Origin of the sequence: Flavobacterium sp. NRK1, assembly GCF_024054175.1 — a bacterium.
Classification (GTDB): Bacteria; Bacteroidota; Bacteroidia; order Flavobacteriales; family Flavobacteriaceae; genus Flavobacterium.
Genome location: NZ_JAMXLA010000001.1, coordinates 782,082 through 797,410 on the forward strand (window position 1 = coordinate 782,082; position 15,329 = coordinate 797,410).

Sequence of the window (15,329 nt, forward strand, 5' to 3'; positions counted from 1 at the left end):
CCCGCAGGTTATATATTATACTGTAACCAATGTATTTGGTTCTACATTTACCGCTTTCCCGTTTACATATACTGTAAGTGGCTGTGTCCCTTCCAGGTTAAACTTCGTTTCTCCCGGATGAATTGAAATTTTCAATATCTGGTTCCTGAAATTAATTTTAAACGAATAACCTTCCCACTGCTGCGGTATTCTTGGTTCAAAATGCAGGGCATCATTTTTAACCCTCATTCCTCCAAAACCTTCAACAATGCTCATCCATGTACCTGCCATACTTGTAATATGGCAGCCTTCTTCTACTTCTTTGTTATAATCATCCAGATCAAGACGCGATGTTCTTAAATAAAAAGTATATGCCTGCTCCATTCTGCCTAACACAGCAGCCTGTATAGAGTGTACACATGGCGATAATGACGATTCATGAACCGTAAACGGCTCATAAAAATCAAAATGTTTTTCAAGCTGTTCTTTGGTAAAATGATCTTCAAAAAAGTAAAAGCCCTGTAAAACATCAGCTTGCTTAATGTATGGTGAACGTAGTATTCTGTCCCATGACCATTTTTGGTTTATAGGGCGCTGGCTGCGGTCAAGATCGGCTACTTTAACCAATTCCTTATCAAGAAAACCATCTTGTTGCAGATAAACTCCGAGCTCTTCCGAGAATGGAAAATACATATTATCAGAAACCTTTTTCCACAACGCTACCTCTTCATTATTTAAATTAGTTTTAGCTATAATACGGTTGTAGTCACCTATATATTCTTCTTCTACACGTTTTATCTGTTCAATAGCATAATCAATACACCATTTTGCAATGTAGTTGGTATAAAAATTATTATTTACGTTGTTCTCATATTCATTAGGACCTGTTACACCTAAAATAACGTACTTATTTTTTTGCGCAGAGAGCGTAGCCCTTTGTTGCCAGAAACGAGCAATACCTATTAGTACTTCTAGGCCTTTTTCAGGAATGTAGCTATAATCGCCTGTAAAGCGGTAATAATTATAAATTGCAAATGCTATAGCGCCGTTACGGTGAATTTCCTCAAAGGTAATTTCCCATTCATTATGGCATTCTTCCCCATTCATGGTAACCATTGGGTATAGTGCTGCTCCGTTTTTAAAACCAAGTTTTGCCGCATTCTCAATTGCTTTATCCAACTGATTGTAGCGATACGTAAGCAAATTACGGGCTACCTGCTGATCTTTGGTAGCCATATAAAACGGTATGCAATATGCCTCGGTATCCCAATAAGTACTTCCTCCATATTTTTCTCCTGTAAAACCTTTGGGGCCAATATTAAGCCTTGGGTCTTTCCCTAGGTAAGTCTGGTTTAACTGAAAAATATTAAAACGGATGCCTTGTTGTGCCTTCACATCGCCTTCAATGGTAATATCTGCCATTTCCCAAATACCGGCCCAGGCCTGTTTTTGTTCCTCAAGTAAAGCCTCATAGCCTTTGGCTTTCGCCAGAGTAATTACATTTTTAGCAGCATCAACCAGTTTGTCGTTAGCATGATTAAGTGAAACTGTATAACCACCAAACTTAATCATTGCTACTCTATCATTAGGGTTAGCCTCAACAGTATAGCTAAACTGTACTTTGTCTTTTAAGGTCTCTACACTCACAGGAAGTATTTCTGCTTCTCTGCCATTTACCATTATGCTGTTGTGCATATAGGTTGCAACATTAAAATGGGTTTTAAAAGTTCTGGCAGTTACAAATGCTTCGTTACTGTTATGCTGAACATCTAGTGGTTCCCAAAATTTCTCTTCCCAGTTAGCATCTTCATTATGAACACCGGCATCTATGTATGGGCTAAAAGTAATTTTAGCAGCTCTGTTAAGCGGTATGATCTGATAATTAATAACACCAAGCTCATCATTTTTCAGGGAAAGGAAACGCCTAACATTTACCCCTATCTCAATTCCGTTTTGTAGCGTGGCTTCAAAAGATCGGTTGTACCAACCTTCTTTCATATTAAGCTCGCGCTTAAAGTTTTTTACCGCACTGCATTTGTTCAGGTCAAGTACTTCATCATTTATAGTAATATCTATACCTATCCAGTTGGGTGCATTCAGTACTTTGGCAAAATATTCCGGGTAGCCGTTCTTCCACCAGCCCACTTTTGTCTTATCGGGGTAATAAATACCTGCTATATAGCTTCCCTGAAAGGTTTGCCCTGTATAGTTTTCTTCAAAATTAGCACGCTGCCCCATGGCACCATTACCAATACTGAATAAACTCTCGGAAGACTTTACCCTTTCCGCATCAAATCCCTCTTCTATTATCGACCAATTATCCGGTACTATATAATCCTGGTTCATTTTATCTGTTAACTAAAGTTTGTAAAAAATCAGTGTCTATTTCTGTAAAATCGTTAAAGTTATATTGAGCTTCATGCAGTGTTTTAGCATCGCCAATACCAATACTTACCATACCGGCAGCATTGGCAGCCTGTATGCCTGCAACTGCATCCTCAAAAACTATCGATTTATCTGCCTCAATGCCTAACATTTGTGCTGCCCTTAAAAAAACCTCAGGGTCGGGCTTGGCATTGGTAACATCATTACCATCTACGATGGTATCAAAAAAATCAAGTACCTTAACTTTTTCAAGTATTGGCCTTGCATTTTTACTGGCAGAACCTAAGGCTATCTTTTGTCCGTTATTTTTTAAATATTGCAACACAGGCACCACCCCACTCAAAATTTCATCTTCTTTCATATGGGCAATTGAGTTAAGATAGTCTTCATTTTTTTCTATCAGCCATTTTTCTTTATCTTGCTGAGAGGCTTCTATACCGCCTATACCCAGTATAATATCCAGTGACCGGATACGACTTACGCCTTTTAGCAGTTCGTTGTGTTCATGTGTAAAATCGATACCCAAACGGCTGGCTATTTTTTTCCATGCCAAATAGTGATATTTGGCAGTATCTACAATAACCCCGTCAAGGTCGAATATAAATGCTTTTGGATTCATTGATTTATTTTTGATTGATGTTGATGTCTGCTTTGTCATTTACCATAAGTGCAACAATACCTGCTATAACCATAGATATACCACCTATAAGCAATGCATAGATAGGTTCATTATTAAAAAAGAATGAAACTAAAAAACCCAGTATTGAAGCAGCAAGCAATTGCGGTATAACTACAAAGAAATTAAATACCCCCATGTAATATCCCATTTTTGATACCGGTAACGAACCGCTTAACATGGCAAACGGAATTGAAAGAATACTGGCCCAGGCAATACCTACACCCAGCATACTTAAATCGTACATATAAAAAGTAAAGTTGAAATAATTTTCAGGCGATCCTATTCTGAAGATAACATCATTAAAAGTTCCTGCATTGCCTAAAAAATAAACAGATGCCAAACCTACTCCGCCGGCAGCAAGTGCCATAAAATGGGTAAACTTACGGCTGGTACGCTTTGCCAAAAGTGGCAATAAAAAAGCGGCAATAGCACCAACAAGATTATAATTGGCAAACATTTCATTAACTACATTTGCACCGGTATTATAAGCTACAGATGTAGTGTCTGTTGTTTTAAAAATATGTTCTGTAACCGCTCCTGTGGTGTATATCCACATAGAGAATAATGCAAACCATGTAAAAAACTGAACAACTGCCAGTTGTTTCATAACACGTGGCATAAACTGAAAATCGTTCATTATGGTTACAAAACCATTATTGTAATTGCCTTTCTTCTGAAAAATTCCTGAAATAACAAGCGCCAGTCCTCCTAAACCTATTAGCCCTAATGAAAGAACATACAGATCTTTTTTGAGATCATATAATGCAATAATCCATGTAAAAATAAAGCTTATAATCAGTGCTATACTACCTATGGTAAGATGCATGCTGCCATTGGTATTAAACCATGAGGCAGGCTTTTCTTCTATATGATATTCTTCGTTTTCAGAGTTTTCAAATGCTTCCAGTTCTTTAGGCGAATATTCTTTAGTTGTAAATATGGTTATTAGTACTGTAATAATAAAAGCCGCACCGCCTATGTAAAAAGAATATTTTACAGAGTCCGGTATCTGCCCGGCAGGTGCTACATTGCTAACATTATAATACGTTAAAATATTAGGCAGTTTAGAAGCTACATAAGCACCAAGCCCTATAAAAAAACTTTGCATAGCAAATCCCGAAGTACGCTGCCTGTCATTAAGTACATCGCCCACAAAAGCCCTGAATGGCTCCATAGTTATGTTTATAGACGCATCCAGTATCCACAGCATTCCTGCTGCAAACCACAAAACGGGCGAATTAGGCATTATGAATAATGCTACAGATGCCAAAAGCGCCCCAATTAAAAAATAGGGCTTTCTTCTGCCAAGCCTTGTCCAGGTGCGGTCACTAAAATATCCGATAATTGGCTGAACTATAAGTCCGGTGAGTGGAGCAGCTACCCATAATGCAGGGATGTCATCAATTTCGGCACCCAGCGTTTGGAATATCCTGCTCACATTGGCATTTTGCAGAGCAAAACCCATTTGTATTCCCAGGAAACCGAAACTCATGTTCCAAATTTCCCAGAAACTTAATTTACGCTTTTCCATTATCGTAATTTAATGGTTATTACTACGATAAGCGCGTTATGTGCTTATCAAAAACTTATGGTTGAAAGTGAAGTATAAGCTTTGATAATCAGGACAAATATAATTGTTTTTTAATCTCAAAAACTTTTTAGCGAAAAAAAAATTCCGGCAGCAGAGCCGGAATCAATTTATTAAATAATTAAAAATGAACACTTTAACTTCAACTACAACGTTGACGTAGATTCTCTTTCAACAAGGTGAGTTTCTATAAGTTCGGTACGATATTGTTCATTTTCTTCCTCACTTTCTTCCATTTCAAGTCTTTCAATAAGCATTTTTGCAGCGCGGCCGCCCATTTTAATTCCATTTTGACTGACTGTGGTAATTGTTGGTGTAGAAAACTGGGAAATAATACCATCGGTAAATCCTATAACAGATATATCATCGGGTACTTTAAGTCCCATTTTATTGGCAAGCTTAATAATTGTAACCGCAAAAAGTTCATTTACCGCAAAAATAGCATCAGGTTTATTTTCTAAAAGCAGCTTTTCTATTTTAGATGCACAGTTATCTATATCCTCAATCTTAACAATAAGATTTTCATTTACAGTAAGATCATGATCTGTTAATGCATTTATGTAGCCATCAGTACGCAGTTTTCCAACGCTTACATAATCTACGGTAGTTACAAGTGCTATATTCTTAAATCCGTGTTTAATTAAAAACTCAACTGCGTCATAAGCCGCAAGCTGATCATCTATAATTACTTTATCGCAAAGCACATCATTAGTAACCCTGTCAAACATAACAACAGGCATTCCCTGGTTAATAGCTTCTACTATATGGTGAAAGTCTTTTTTTAACTGGGTTTCTTTAGAAAGTGACATAATGAATCCGTCGGTACTGCCATTAGCCAGCATTTCCATATTTATTACCTCTTTATCAAAAGATTCATCGCTAAGGCACACAATTACATTATAACCATTTTCGTTTGCAACCTGTTCTATACCACTAATTACAGTGGCAAAAAAATGATGTACAATTTCGGGGATTATAATACCTATAGTTTTAGTTTTTTTGTTTTTAAGGCTTAAAGCAATATTATTGGGTTTATAGTTGTAAAGTTTTGCAAAAGCCTGCACTTTCTGCCGTGTATCTTCACTAATTTCTATGCTGTTACGTAGTGCTTTAGACACTGTTGAAATAGACACATCAAGCTCTTTTGCAATTTGTTTAAGAGTTACTTTTCTTTTCATAAAAAGATGTTAAAGTAGGGTTTTCGAAATAAAGATAGGTCTTAATTTTATTAGTAACAATTATCTTACTGAAATTCTGTAAAATATAGAAAGTTTTCAACACGCAAACGTTTTCGGTGGGTACATATTACGAAAACGTTTTTTTGGTAGCAGAATTTACATAATTTTAACATTGAAAGTGAATTATAAGCAAGTACTAAACCCAAAATTAACCCAAACAACTTGTATGAAAACAATCTACTCAAAGTTATTGCTTTTATTACTACTCCTGCCCTTTACTGCGCTGGCACAGAGCACATTAAAAGGAACGGTTAGTGATGTCACATCCGGCCAGCCCATACCTGGTGCAAATGTGATTGTAGAAGGCACTACAAATGGTACTTCTACCGACATTGATGGTAACTTTACATTAACAAACGTTAATACCGGCGACCGTATCTTAATTAGCTTTTTAGGCTATGCAGATCAGGTGGTAGAATATAACGGACAAAGCAGCCTGAACATTAGCCTTCAGGAAGATGCAACGCAATTGCAGGAGGTAGTAGTTATTGGTTACGGAACCACTACTAAAAAAGACGCAACAGGAGCTGTTGACGTAGTATCTGCAAAGGATTTTAATAAAGGTGCTATTGTCAATGCAGACCAGTTGCTTACGGGACGTTCACCCGGTGTAAGAATTACAAATGCAGGTGGCCAGCCGGATGCAGCACCAAATATCAGGATACGTGGAGGAAGTTCACTTACTGCACAAAACAGTCCGCTTATCATAGTTGATGGCGTACCATTAGACTATGTAAGCCCGGCTGGAACAAGCAATCCTTTTGCAATGCTTAATCCTAATGATATAGAATCTTATACTATATTAAAAGATGCATCAGCTACTGCTATTTATGGTTCACGAGCTTCCAATGGTGTAATTATAATTACAACCAAAAAAGGTACTTCAGGAACACCGCAATTTACCTACTCTGCCAATGTTGCTTTTGGTAATGTTACAAAGCATATAGATATGATGGATGCAAAAACGTTTACCAAATTCATCCAGGAATACCATCCGGACCTAACTAACAAATTAGGTGTAGATGACCCTAGTAATGAACTTGTTGACAATCCTGCAACACCACAGATAGAAGGAAGAATACTTTCTAACACTAACTGGCAGGATGCAATTATGAGAACGTCTATACTAACAGACAATAATTTTAGCGCAAGCGGCAAATTGTTTAAGACGCTTCCTGTGAGGGCATCTGTTGGATATCTTAAAAACGAAGCTCTTGTAAAAACAAGTGACTACGAACGTTATACAGCTTCACTTAAAGTAACTCCAACTTTTTTAGATGACCATTTAAAAGTTGATTTTAGTGCAAAAGGCATGAAATCTAAAAAGAATGCCATTGATGAAGCAGCGGCAATAGCAGGATCTCTTAACATGGACCCTACAAAACCTATTTATAATGCTGACGGAAGCTACGCTCAGGTTACTGCAGGAAGCACAGGTAAACTGGACGGGCAATTTAACCCGGTAAACCTTTTAAGAGAAAGAAGCAGGCCTGAAGAAATTCAGAAATTAATTGCCAGTATGCAGCTTGATTACAAACTGCATTTTTTACCAGATGTAAGAGCCATTGTAAATATGGGTGTTGAGGCATCAAGATCTAAAATTACCGAAACATTTACCGACAAAGCTTTTGCTGCTTATCAGTTAGATAATACAACAAGTACTTACAGGTATCACCCTGGTAAAAATTATGGCGAAAACCAAAATATTACTAATAGGACTTTAGATACATACCTTGCTTATACTAAAAACTTTTCAGGCTTTATTACCCGTGTAGATGCACAGGCAGGGCATACTTATCAGGATTTTAAAAATGACGGATATAAAGAAATCTACAGATATAATAGTACTACCGGAGACAGGGAACTGGCTGTAAATGCTCAAAACCCAAATAACAGATACTACAATAAATCTGTACTGGAATCTTATTTTGGGCGTGCAAATGTAGACTTTGCAGATAAATACCTGCTAACATTAACAATGAGGGCAGATGGTTCATCATTCTTCAGAAAAGATAACCGATGGGGTTATTATCCGGCAGCAGCGTTGGCATGGAGAATTACAGACGAAAATTTCCTTAAAAACAGCCAAACTATTACCAATCTTAAATTGCGTTTAGGCTATGGCCAGACTGGTCAACAGGATATTACGCAAAGCGCTGGATATTACCCAACTTCTGCGCTTTATGAGCCGGGAGATACTAATGGACAATATTTGCCAGGGTATAACACTTATAGCCCCTTAGCATTTAATGATGACCTACAATGGGAAACTACTACTACTTATAACGTAGGCCTTGATTTTGCCTTTTTTAAAAATGATATTTTATCAGGTAGTCTAGATGTTTATAAAAGAGATACTGATCATCTTTTAGTAAAAACTTCTGTGGCTCCGGGGCAATACCTTTCTAATGAAATTATTCAGAATATCGGATCTCTAACTAACAAAGGTGTGGAAGTAGACCTGCGTTTAAAACCGATAACTACAGATAATTTTAAATGGGAATTATTAGGCAATATTGCTTACAATATTGGTGAAGTTACAGATCTTGGCGGAAGATCATCTATTGACCCCGTTGAAGCTAAATTACCTGTATCTACCGGTATAACTTTCGCAAGGCATGCGGTGGGCGAACAGCCATATTCAGCTTATATGTATGAGCAGTTATACGACAAAAGCGGACGCCCGATTGTAGGAGCTTATAAAGACCGTAACGGAGATGGTACTATAGATGTTAATGACAGATATTATACACCACTTCGCCCCAACTGGACTTATGGTTTCAGCACAAATTTTACCTATAAGAACTTTGATTTTACTGCAAGTTTCCACGGGCAACTTGACGGTAAGGTATATAATGCAGCTAAATTACAGGGCGGATGGACAAACAGGCCGGTGCCTAACAACTCTAACAGCTTAAATAACGTACTTGATTTTTATAATGGTGCTGCCGATCCGCGTTTTACAAATATTCTTGACCCTATTCCATTATCAGATTACTATCTTGAAAACGGAGCTTTCTTAAGATGTGACAATATAACTTTAGGATATAGAGTAAACGATATTATTAAAAGTGGTTATGGCTCAATACGCATTTATGCGGCAGTAAATAATGCATTTTTAGTAACAAAGTATTCAGGCCAGGATCCTGAAAACTTTAATGCACTTGACAGCAACTTTTATCCTCGTCCAAGACTATGGAGTTTTGGTTTAAATTTTGACTTTTAAAAAATAAATTGGATATGAAAAATATAAGTAAAAAGATAATTCTGGGGTTATTTACCATGACGTTACTGCTTTCTTCATGTAGTGATGAACTGGACACTACCCCTAAAGTAGAGTTATCATTAGAAAACCTTTTAGCGAAAGACCCTAATGCAGTGCAAGGGCTTTTATCTAAAATGTATGGCACCTTTGCTCTTTCGGGAAGCAAAGGAGCGGGAAGCTCTGATATTACAGGACCCGATCCGGGAGAAACTGCTTATTTAAGAAGCATAATTAACCTTCAGGAATTTACTGCCGATGGTATGAAAAACCGTTGGGGCGATGATGGCCTTGACCAGCTTACAACATCTTCAAGATGGAATCCTAATAATAAATTCTTCAGGTATCTATTTGACAGGGTATATTATATAGTACCTCAAACTACAAGCCTTATACTTGCTATTGACAAAGTAAACATAGAAAATAAAGAGCAAATTGTAAGCGAACTGCGTTTTATAAGAGCGCTTGCTTACTACAGTATGATAGATTGTTTTGGAAAAGGTGTTTTGGTTACTAATGAAAATTACGGAACTACCGAACCATTACCTGAAGCATCGAGAACAGAACTTTTTAATTATGTAGAAAGTGAACTGCTTGACGTAGAAGGAAAAATTTCACTAACAAATGAGTACGGAAGAGCAAACAAATCTGTAGTACGCATGCTGCTGGCAAAATTATACCTAAATGCACAGGTATATACAGGTACACAGCGTTGGGACGATGCCCTGACTTATACTAATAAAGTAATTAATGAAGGTAATTATCATTTAGCTGATAGTTTTGTAAGCCAGTTTTCAGGCGACAATTATAACTCAACCGAAGTTATCTTCCCACTTATTGCAGATGCAGTAGTGAGCCAGAGTTTTGGTAATACTACTTACATTGTAAACGGATCTTGCAGTACTGAGACAATGAATATTAATGACTTTGGAACAAGCGATGCATGGACAGGCCACAGAGCTACTAAAGCATGGTATGGCTTATATGGCGACCTTGATACTTCGCCTGATGACAGGGCTAAACTGTTCTGGACTGAAAGCCATAATTATGAAATGGCGAATTATAAAGTATGGGCTGACGGATATCCTTCTGTAAAATTCAGAAATACAAATTTCACAGGAACATCTGTATCAACGCCATTTTCAAGTACAGACTTTCCTCTTTACAGACTTGCCGATGCTTACCTTATGTATGCAGAATGTGTATTAAGAGGTGCTGCGGGCGGATCCGCTTCTCAGGCTTTAGATTATGTTAATGCTGTAAGAAACAGATCGCATGCCGGAGCAATAACATCAGGAGAACTTAACCTTGATTTTCTACTTGATGAGAGAGCGAGAGAACTTAATCTTGAAGGACACAGAAGGACTGACCTTATTCGCTTTGGCAAATTTACCGGCGGCAGCTATATATGGCCATGGAAAGGAAATACAGCAGAAGGTACATCGATACCGGACACATACAAAGTATTCCCTATACCTCAAACCGCTTTACAGGCAAATCCTAACCTAACTCAAAATACTGGCTATTAATACCTAAAACTCTAAAAATGAAAAAAATATTAAACCTATCACTTATCTCATTATTGTTTTTTTCAATAATGTCGTGCAGCGATGATGACAACAAAACAATTGCTACAGGCATGGCTGCACCCGTGCTTATTTCTCCGGAAGATGGTACTTCTATTGTACTTGACCCGGATCTGCAGGAAAATCCGGCGTTAACATTAGTATGGAATCATGGTGACTACGATGTACCAACAGAAATTACCTATAATATAGAAATGGCTGTGGCCGATACCGATTTTGAAACCGTTATCCTGGCAGGAACAACCACAAATCGTGTGTTAATACTGACTGTTGCAGACCTGAATGGAATAGCACTTGAAGCAGGCCTTGCTCCATACGAAGAAGGCAGCCTTGATGTAAGGATAGCGGCTTCTCTTGGAACAAACAACGCTATGCCAATGAACTCTAATTCTATTAAAGTTAATATTACTCCTTATACAACAGAAAGTCCAAAACTTTATATAAGGGGTAATTTTACAGCTGCCAGCGGATACGGACCAAACTGGGGAGATAATACTACGCCTCCGTTTATTCAGGCAGAAGCTTATGGATCACCGGCATTTGAAGGCTATATTTACTTTAACGATCCTGCTCCGGAATTTAAACTTATACCTAATGCTGTAGATTTTACAGGTGATTATGGTGATGCAGATGCAAGCGGAACTTCAGGCGTATTAATACAGGAAGGTGAAACTAACATTAAAGTTCCTGCTACCGGCTATTACCGTGTTGAAGCTAATACCGATGACCTTACATATAAGCTTACTGCAACAGAATGGGGAATTGTAGGCTTTGCAACTACAGGAAGTGACGAAGGCTGGAATAACAGTACTCCTATGACATATAATGCTACAGATAAAGTATGGGAAATAACAATTACATTATCTGCAGGAGAATTTAAATTTAGAGCTAATAATGCATGGGACGTTAACTTTGGTACAGGCGAAGGTGCAAACGGTTTATCTTATGGAGGTGCAAATATTACAGCTACAGCGGGAACTTATAAAGTTAAATTAAATTTAAGTAATCCAAGGGAATATACTTACACCATGGAACTGCAATAATAATTTTTTAAAAGGATTGGGACTTCCCAATCCTTTTTAATTATACACTATGAAAAATTTTACATTATTGTTTTTACTGTTTGGTCTTACAGCTTTTGCACAACAGCAAACAGTAACATACAGCGTATCACCCTCGGCTTTTGAAGAAGGAACTTCAATAACTATAACCATAAATGGCTCCAGTATTAATGAAGCTTCCTGGGGTGTAACAAACAATGCGCTTTATTATTGGGGATGGTCTTTGGACACTAATTATGAAAACAGCCAGGACTGCCCTACCAATGGCTCATGGACTGCCTCTGCCGAAACAAATAAATTTACCTACAATGCAGGTACCGATACTTATACAATAACTTTTGTTCCAACTACTTTTTATAACAGGACAGGTATAGGTAGAATAGGATTTCTTGTAAAAGCTAAAGATGGCACAGGCGATAAAAAATCACAGGATATATTAGTAAATGTTGGCGAGTTTCAGGTAACACTAAGCAATCCTGCACAAAACAGCACTACATTGCTTGCTTCCGGCGAAAGTTTTACTATTACAGCTTCCAATACCGGAGGAAATGCAAGCTACAGCCTGAAATCTAACGGTGTAGAAATTGATTCAAATGAATCAACATCAAGCTACACTTACAATCACACTAACATAACCAGTAATCAAAATTACGAATTGGTAATTACTAAAGATGAGAGCAGTATTACCAAAAAGTTTGCTGTAGTGGTAAATCCTGTAACTGTGAGTGAAGACATACCTGCAGGACTGGTAGATGGTATAAATTATAACGGGACAGATGCCACAATGGCAACTTTGGTGCTGGATGCTCCGGGTAAGGATTATATATATGTTGCAGGCAGCTTTAACAACTGGATGCCAACATCGGCACATGCCATGAAAAAAGATCCCGCAACCGGAAAATTCTGGTTAGAGCTTACCGGACTTACATCCGGAGAAGCATACTCATATCAATATTGGGTAATAGATGAAACACCTGTTGCCAATTCTCCAAAAATTGTAAAAACTGCTGATCCATATTCTACATTGGTACTTTCTCCTTTTGATGATCCGGGAATACCCGCAGCAACTTATCCTAACCTGCCTGCATATCCTACAGGACAGGAAAGAGAAGTTACAGTATTGCAAACAGGACAGACACCTTATGACTGGCAGGTTACAGACTTTGTAAAACCAAAAAAAGAAGACCTTGTTATTTATGAAGCTTTAGTAAGAGACTTTGACGCTGACAGGAATTATCAGGATTTTATAGATAAAATAGATTACTTTACTAATCTGGGTATAAATGCTATTGAGCTTATGCCTGTAATGGAATTTGAAGGTAATGAAAGCTGGGGTTACAACACCTCTTTTCATATGGCAAACGATAAATTCTATGGCCCTTCAGACAAACTAAAAGAACTAATTGATTTATGCCATGAAAATGGTATTGCTGTAATACTAGATGTAGCACTTAATCATGCTTTTGACCGTAACCCAATGGTGCGAATGTGGATGAATGACCCTGATGGTGACGGATGGGGCGGCCCTAGTACTGACAGTCCTTATTTTAATATTGTAGCTAAGCATGCCTATAGTGTTGGTAATGATTTCAACCACCAGATGCCGCTTACCAAAAACTATGTAAAAAGAGTGGTAAAACACTGGATCGAAGAATATCATATTGATGGTTTCCGTTGGGATTTAACCAAAGGATTTACTCAAAACTGTACTGCAGGCGATGAAGGCTGTACTAACTCCTATCAGCAGGACAGGGTAGATATCCTTAAAGAATATGCCGATTATTCATGGAGCCTTGACCCTACACATTATACTATTTTTGAACATTTAGGCAGTGATGCAGAAGAAAAAGAATGGGCCAACTACAAATATGACGAAGGTAAAGGCGTTATGCTTTGGGGTAAAATGACAGACCCTTACAATCAGCTTACGATGGGATATTCTGACCAAAGTAATATTGCAAGAGTAGGCCATTTAGCGCACAGCGGCTTTTTAGGAAAAAGAGTTGTAGGGTATGCCGAAAGCCATGATGAGGAAAGGCTTATGTATAAAAATCTTCAGTATGGCAATTCTGCAAATGCATCTCATAACGTTAAAGACCTGAATGTTGCTTTATCAAGAATGAGTGCTCAGGGTGCTGTATTTTTCATGGTACCGGGTCCTAAAATGATATGGCATTTTGGAGAATTGGGCTGGGATCTTTCTATTTTTACCTGTAACAATGGTTCTGTTAACCCTTCGGGCGGTACAGACGGCGATTGCAAACTGGATACAAAACCACAACCACAATGGACAGAGGACTGGATGGCTGTAGCACAACGAGCAAAGATATATTATGACTGGAAAAGGATGATTCAGCTTAAAAAAGATGAAGCCGTTTTTGAAGGAGATTATACATTAGCTTCTACTAATACATTAACTCCAAAAGTATATATTTCTGATGCTTCATTGCCTCCAACTTCTTTAAACAGTGTTGTTGTACTTTCTAACTTTAATGTAACTGCACAAACTGTAACTCCAGATTTTCCTTCTACAGGAACATGGTATAATCTTATGGATAACAGCCCGCTTGAAGTAACAAATACGGCAGCACCTATAAATCTGCAGCCGGGAGAATTCAGAATTTATGGTAACCAGACAGTAGTGTTAGGTACAGATGAGCCAACAATAGAACAGGTAGCATTATACCCTAACCCTACATCAGATGTGTTTACTATAAATACAGCTTCTGCTAAAACACAAATTTATGCCTTAACAGGTCAGTTAGTAAAAACATTTGGTACTAACGCCGCTTTTGCAACATATGATGTAAGCAGCCTTAATAGTGGTGTATATCTTGTAAAGGTTACTGATAGCGATAATAGACAAAGCACATTAAAGCTTATTAAAAATTAAGTTGAGTTAGTTATTTTAAATATTCAAATCTTGCAGGGCTTTCCATTTTTAATGGAAAGCCTTTTTGTTATATAAATCTTAAAAGTCAATGTAAAACTACATGTAAATCTTATTTTTATGGGCATCCATATGTTCCGGTGTATTGTTTTAAAAAAAATGACCATGAAAAAAACGTTCTCTATAGTATTATCAATGTTATTTGTAGTTGTTGTTTTAGGCTGTTCTTCTTCAAAAGCCGTAACCACAAAATCGAAAGCGAACGTACAGTATAAAGATGATTTTAAATCGGCATCAGAAAAAGAAGAAACAGCACTACTTAAAAAACTCAATGCATCCGGAGAGAAGTATTCGGTACTCATATTCACAAAGAATTATAAAGGCGAAAAAATAATAACATCTAATACGCAGAAAAAGCTGCACAGCGGATATCTTATATCAAACCTGAAAACAGGTATAGCAGAAGAAATACGTATAGACAATACTATTGACACTAAGGTATTTGACAATCTCTCAAAAAAGGAAATTATTATACCGGCTAAAGAAGCGCAAAAGCATAAGTATATCTATCTTATGAAAAAACCGGGTGACAATCCTCCTTTTTTAATTACCTACAGTAATACACTAAGGCCTTTAGAGTAATATTATATATCTTTATAAA

9 protein-coding genes are annotated in these 15,329 nt (G+C 37.4%); 5 read left to right on the plus strand and 4 right to left on the minus strand.

Going from position 1 to position 15,329, the window contains the following annotated elements:
* Positions 1-15: 15 nt before the first annotated feature.
* The 4 genes from NHE85_RS03795 to NHE85_RS03810 form a co-directional block, all read right to left on the minus strand.
* Positions 16-2,325, minus strand: coding sequence for a glycoside hydrolase family 65 protein (locus tag NHE85_RS03795; protein WP_252809820.1), 2,310 nt, complete (start codon positions 2,323-2,325; stop codon positions 16-18).
* 1 nt (position 2,326) lies between these two features.
* Complete coding sequence (gene pgmB / locus NHE85_RS03800; RefSeq protein WP_252809821.1) at positions 2,327-2,983, minus strand: beta-phosphoglucomutase; 657 nt, start codon at positions 2,981-2,983, stop codon at positions 2,327-2,329.
* Positions 2,984-2,987: 4 nt separating this feature from the next.
* Positions 2,988-4,574 carry an MFS transporter gene (locus NHE85_RS03805; RefSeq protein ID WP_252809822.1) on the minus strand — a complete coding sequence of 529 codons (1,587 nt, stop codon included), beginning with the start codon at positions 4,572-4,574 and terminating at the stop codon, positions 2,988-2,990.
* Positions 4,575-4,777: 203 nt separating this feature from the next.
* Positions 4,778-5,809, minus strand: coding sequence for a LacI family DNA-binding transcriptional regulator (locus NHE85_RS03810; RefSeq protein ID WP_252809823.1), 1,032 nt, complete (start codon positions 5,807-5,809; stop codon positions 4,778-4,780).
* Positions 5,810-6,035: 226 nt separating this feature from the next.
* On the opposite strand from NHE85_RS03810, the gene NHE85_RS03815 reads away from it, so the two are divergent.
* From NHE85_RS03815 to NHE85_RS03835, 5 genes are all read left to right on the plus strand, one after another.
* Entirely contained in the window at positions 6,036-9,095 is a 3,060-nt protein-coding gene (locus NHE85_RS03815) for a SusC/RagA family TonB-linked outer membrane protein (protein WP_252809824.1), read from the plus strand.
* Positions 9,096-9,109: 14 nt separating this feature from the next.
* On the plus strand, positions 9,110-10,660 hold the full coding sequence (locus NHE85_RS03820) for a RagB/SusD family nutrient uptake outer membrane protein (protein WP_252809826.1): 1,551 nt from the start codon (positions 9,110-9,112) through the stop codon (positions 10,658-10,660).
* Between the two features lie 17 nt (positions 10,661-10,677).
* Complete coding sequence (locus NHE85_RS03825; protein ID WP_252809829.1) at positions 10,678-11,760, plus strand: SusE domain-containing protein; 1,083 nt, start codon at positions 10,678-10,680, stop codon at positions 11,758-11,760.
* Between the two features lie 49 nt (positions 11,761-11,809).
* Positions 11,810-14,671, plus strand: a complete 2,862-nt coding sequence (locus NHE85_RS03830; protein WP_252809831.1) for an alpha-amylase family glycosyl hydrolase — start codon at positions 11,810-11,812, stop codon at positions 14,669-14,671.
* A 162-nt stretch (positions 14,672-14,833) separates the two neighbouring features.
* The gene (locus NHE85_RS03835; RefSeq protein WP_252809833.1) at positions 14,834-15,310 is read left to right on the plus strand and encodes a hypothetical protein; all 477 of its coding nucleotides are present in this window, start codon (positions 14,834-14,836) and stop codon (positions 15,308-15,310) included.
* The last annotated feature ends 19 nt before the right edge of the window (positions 15,311-15,329 follow it).

Bases quoted from the DNA above. Each gene is read 5' to 3' on its own strand.
- NHE85_RS03795 (WP_252809820.1), bottom strand. From the start codon at position 2,325: ATGAACCAGGATTATATAGTACCGGATAATTGGTCGATAATAGAAGAG.
- pgmB (WP_252809821.1), bottom strand. From the start codon at position 2,983: ATGAATCCAAAAGCATTTATATTCGACCTTGACGGGGTTATTGTAGAT.
- NHE85_RS03805 (WP_252809822.1), bottom strand. From the start codon at position 4,574: ATGGAAAAGCGTAAATTAAGTTTCTGGGAAATTTGGAACATGAGTTTC.
- NHE85_RS03810 (WP_252809823.1), bottom strand. From the start codon at position 5,809: ATGAAAAGAAAAGTAACTCTTAAACAAATTGCAAAAGAGCTTGATGTG.
- NHE85_RS03815 (WP_252809824.1), top strand. From the start codon at position 6,036: ATGAAAACAATCTACTCAAAGTTATTGCTTTTATTACTACTCCTGCCC.
- NHE85_RS03820 (WP_252809826.1), top strand. From the start codon at position 9,110: ATGAAAAATATAAGTAAAAAGATAATTCTGGGGTTATTTACCATGACG.
- NHE85_RS03825 (WP_252809829.1), top strand. From the start codon at position 10,678: ATGAAAAAAATATTAAACCTATCACTTATCTCATTATTGTTTTTTTCA.
- NHE85_RS03830 (WP_252809831.1), top strand. From the start codon at position 11,810: ATGAAAAATTTTACATTATTGTTTTTACTGTTTGGTCTTACAGCTTTT.
- NHE85_RS03835 (WP_252809833.1), top strand. From the start codon at position 14,834: ATGAAAAAAACGTTCTCTATAGTATTATCAATGTTATTTGTAGTTGTT.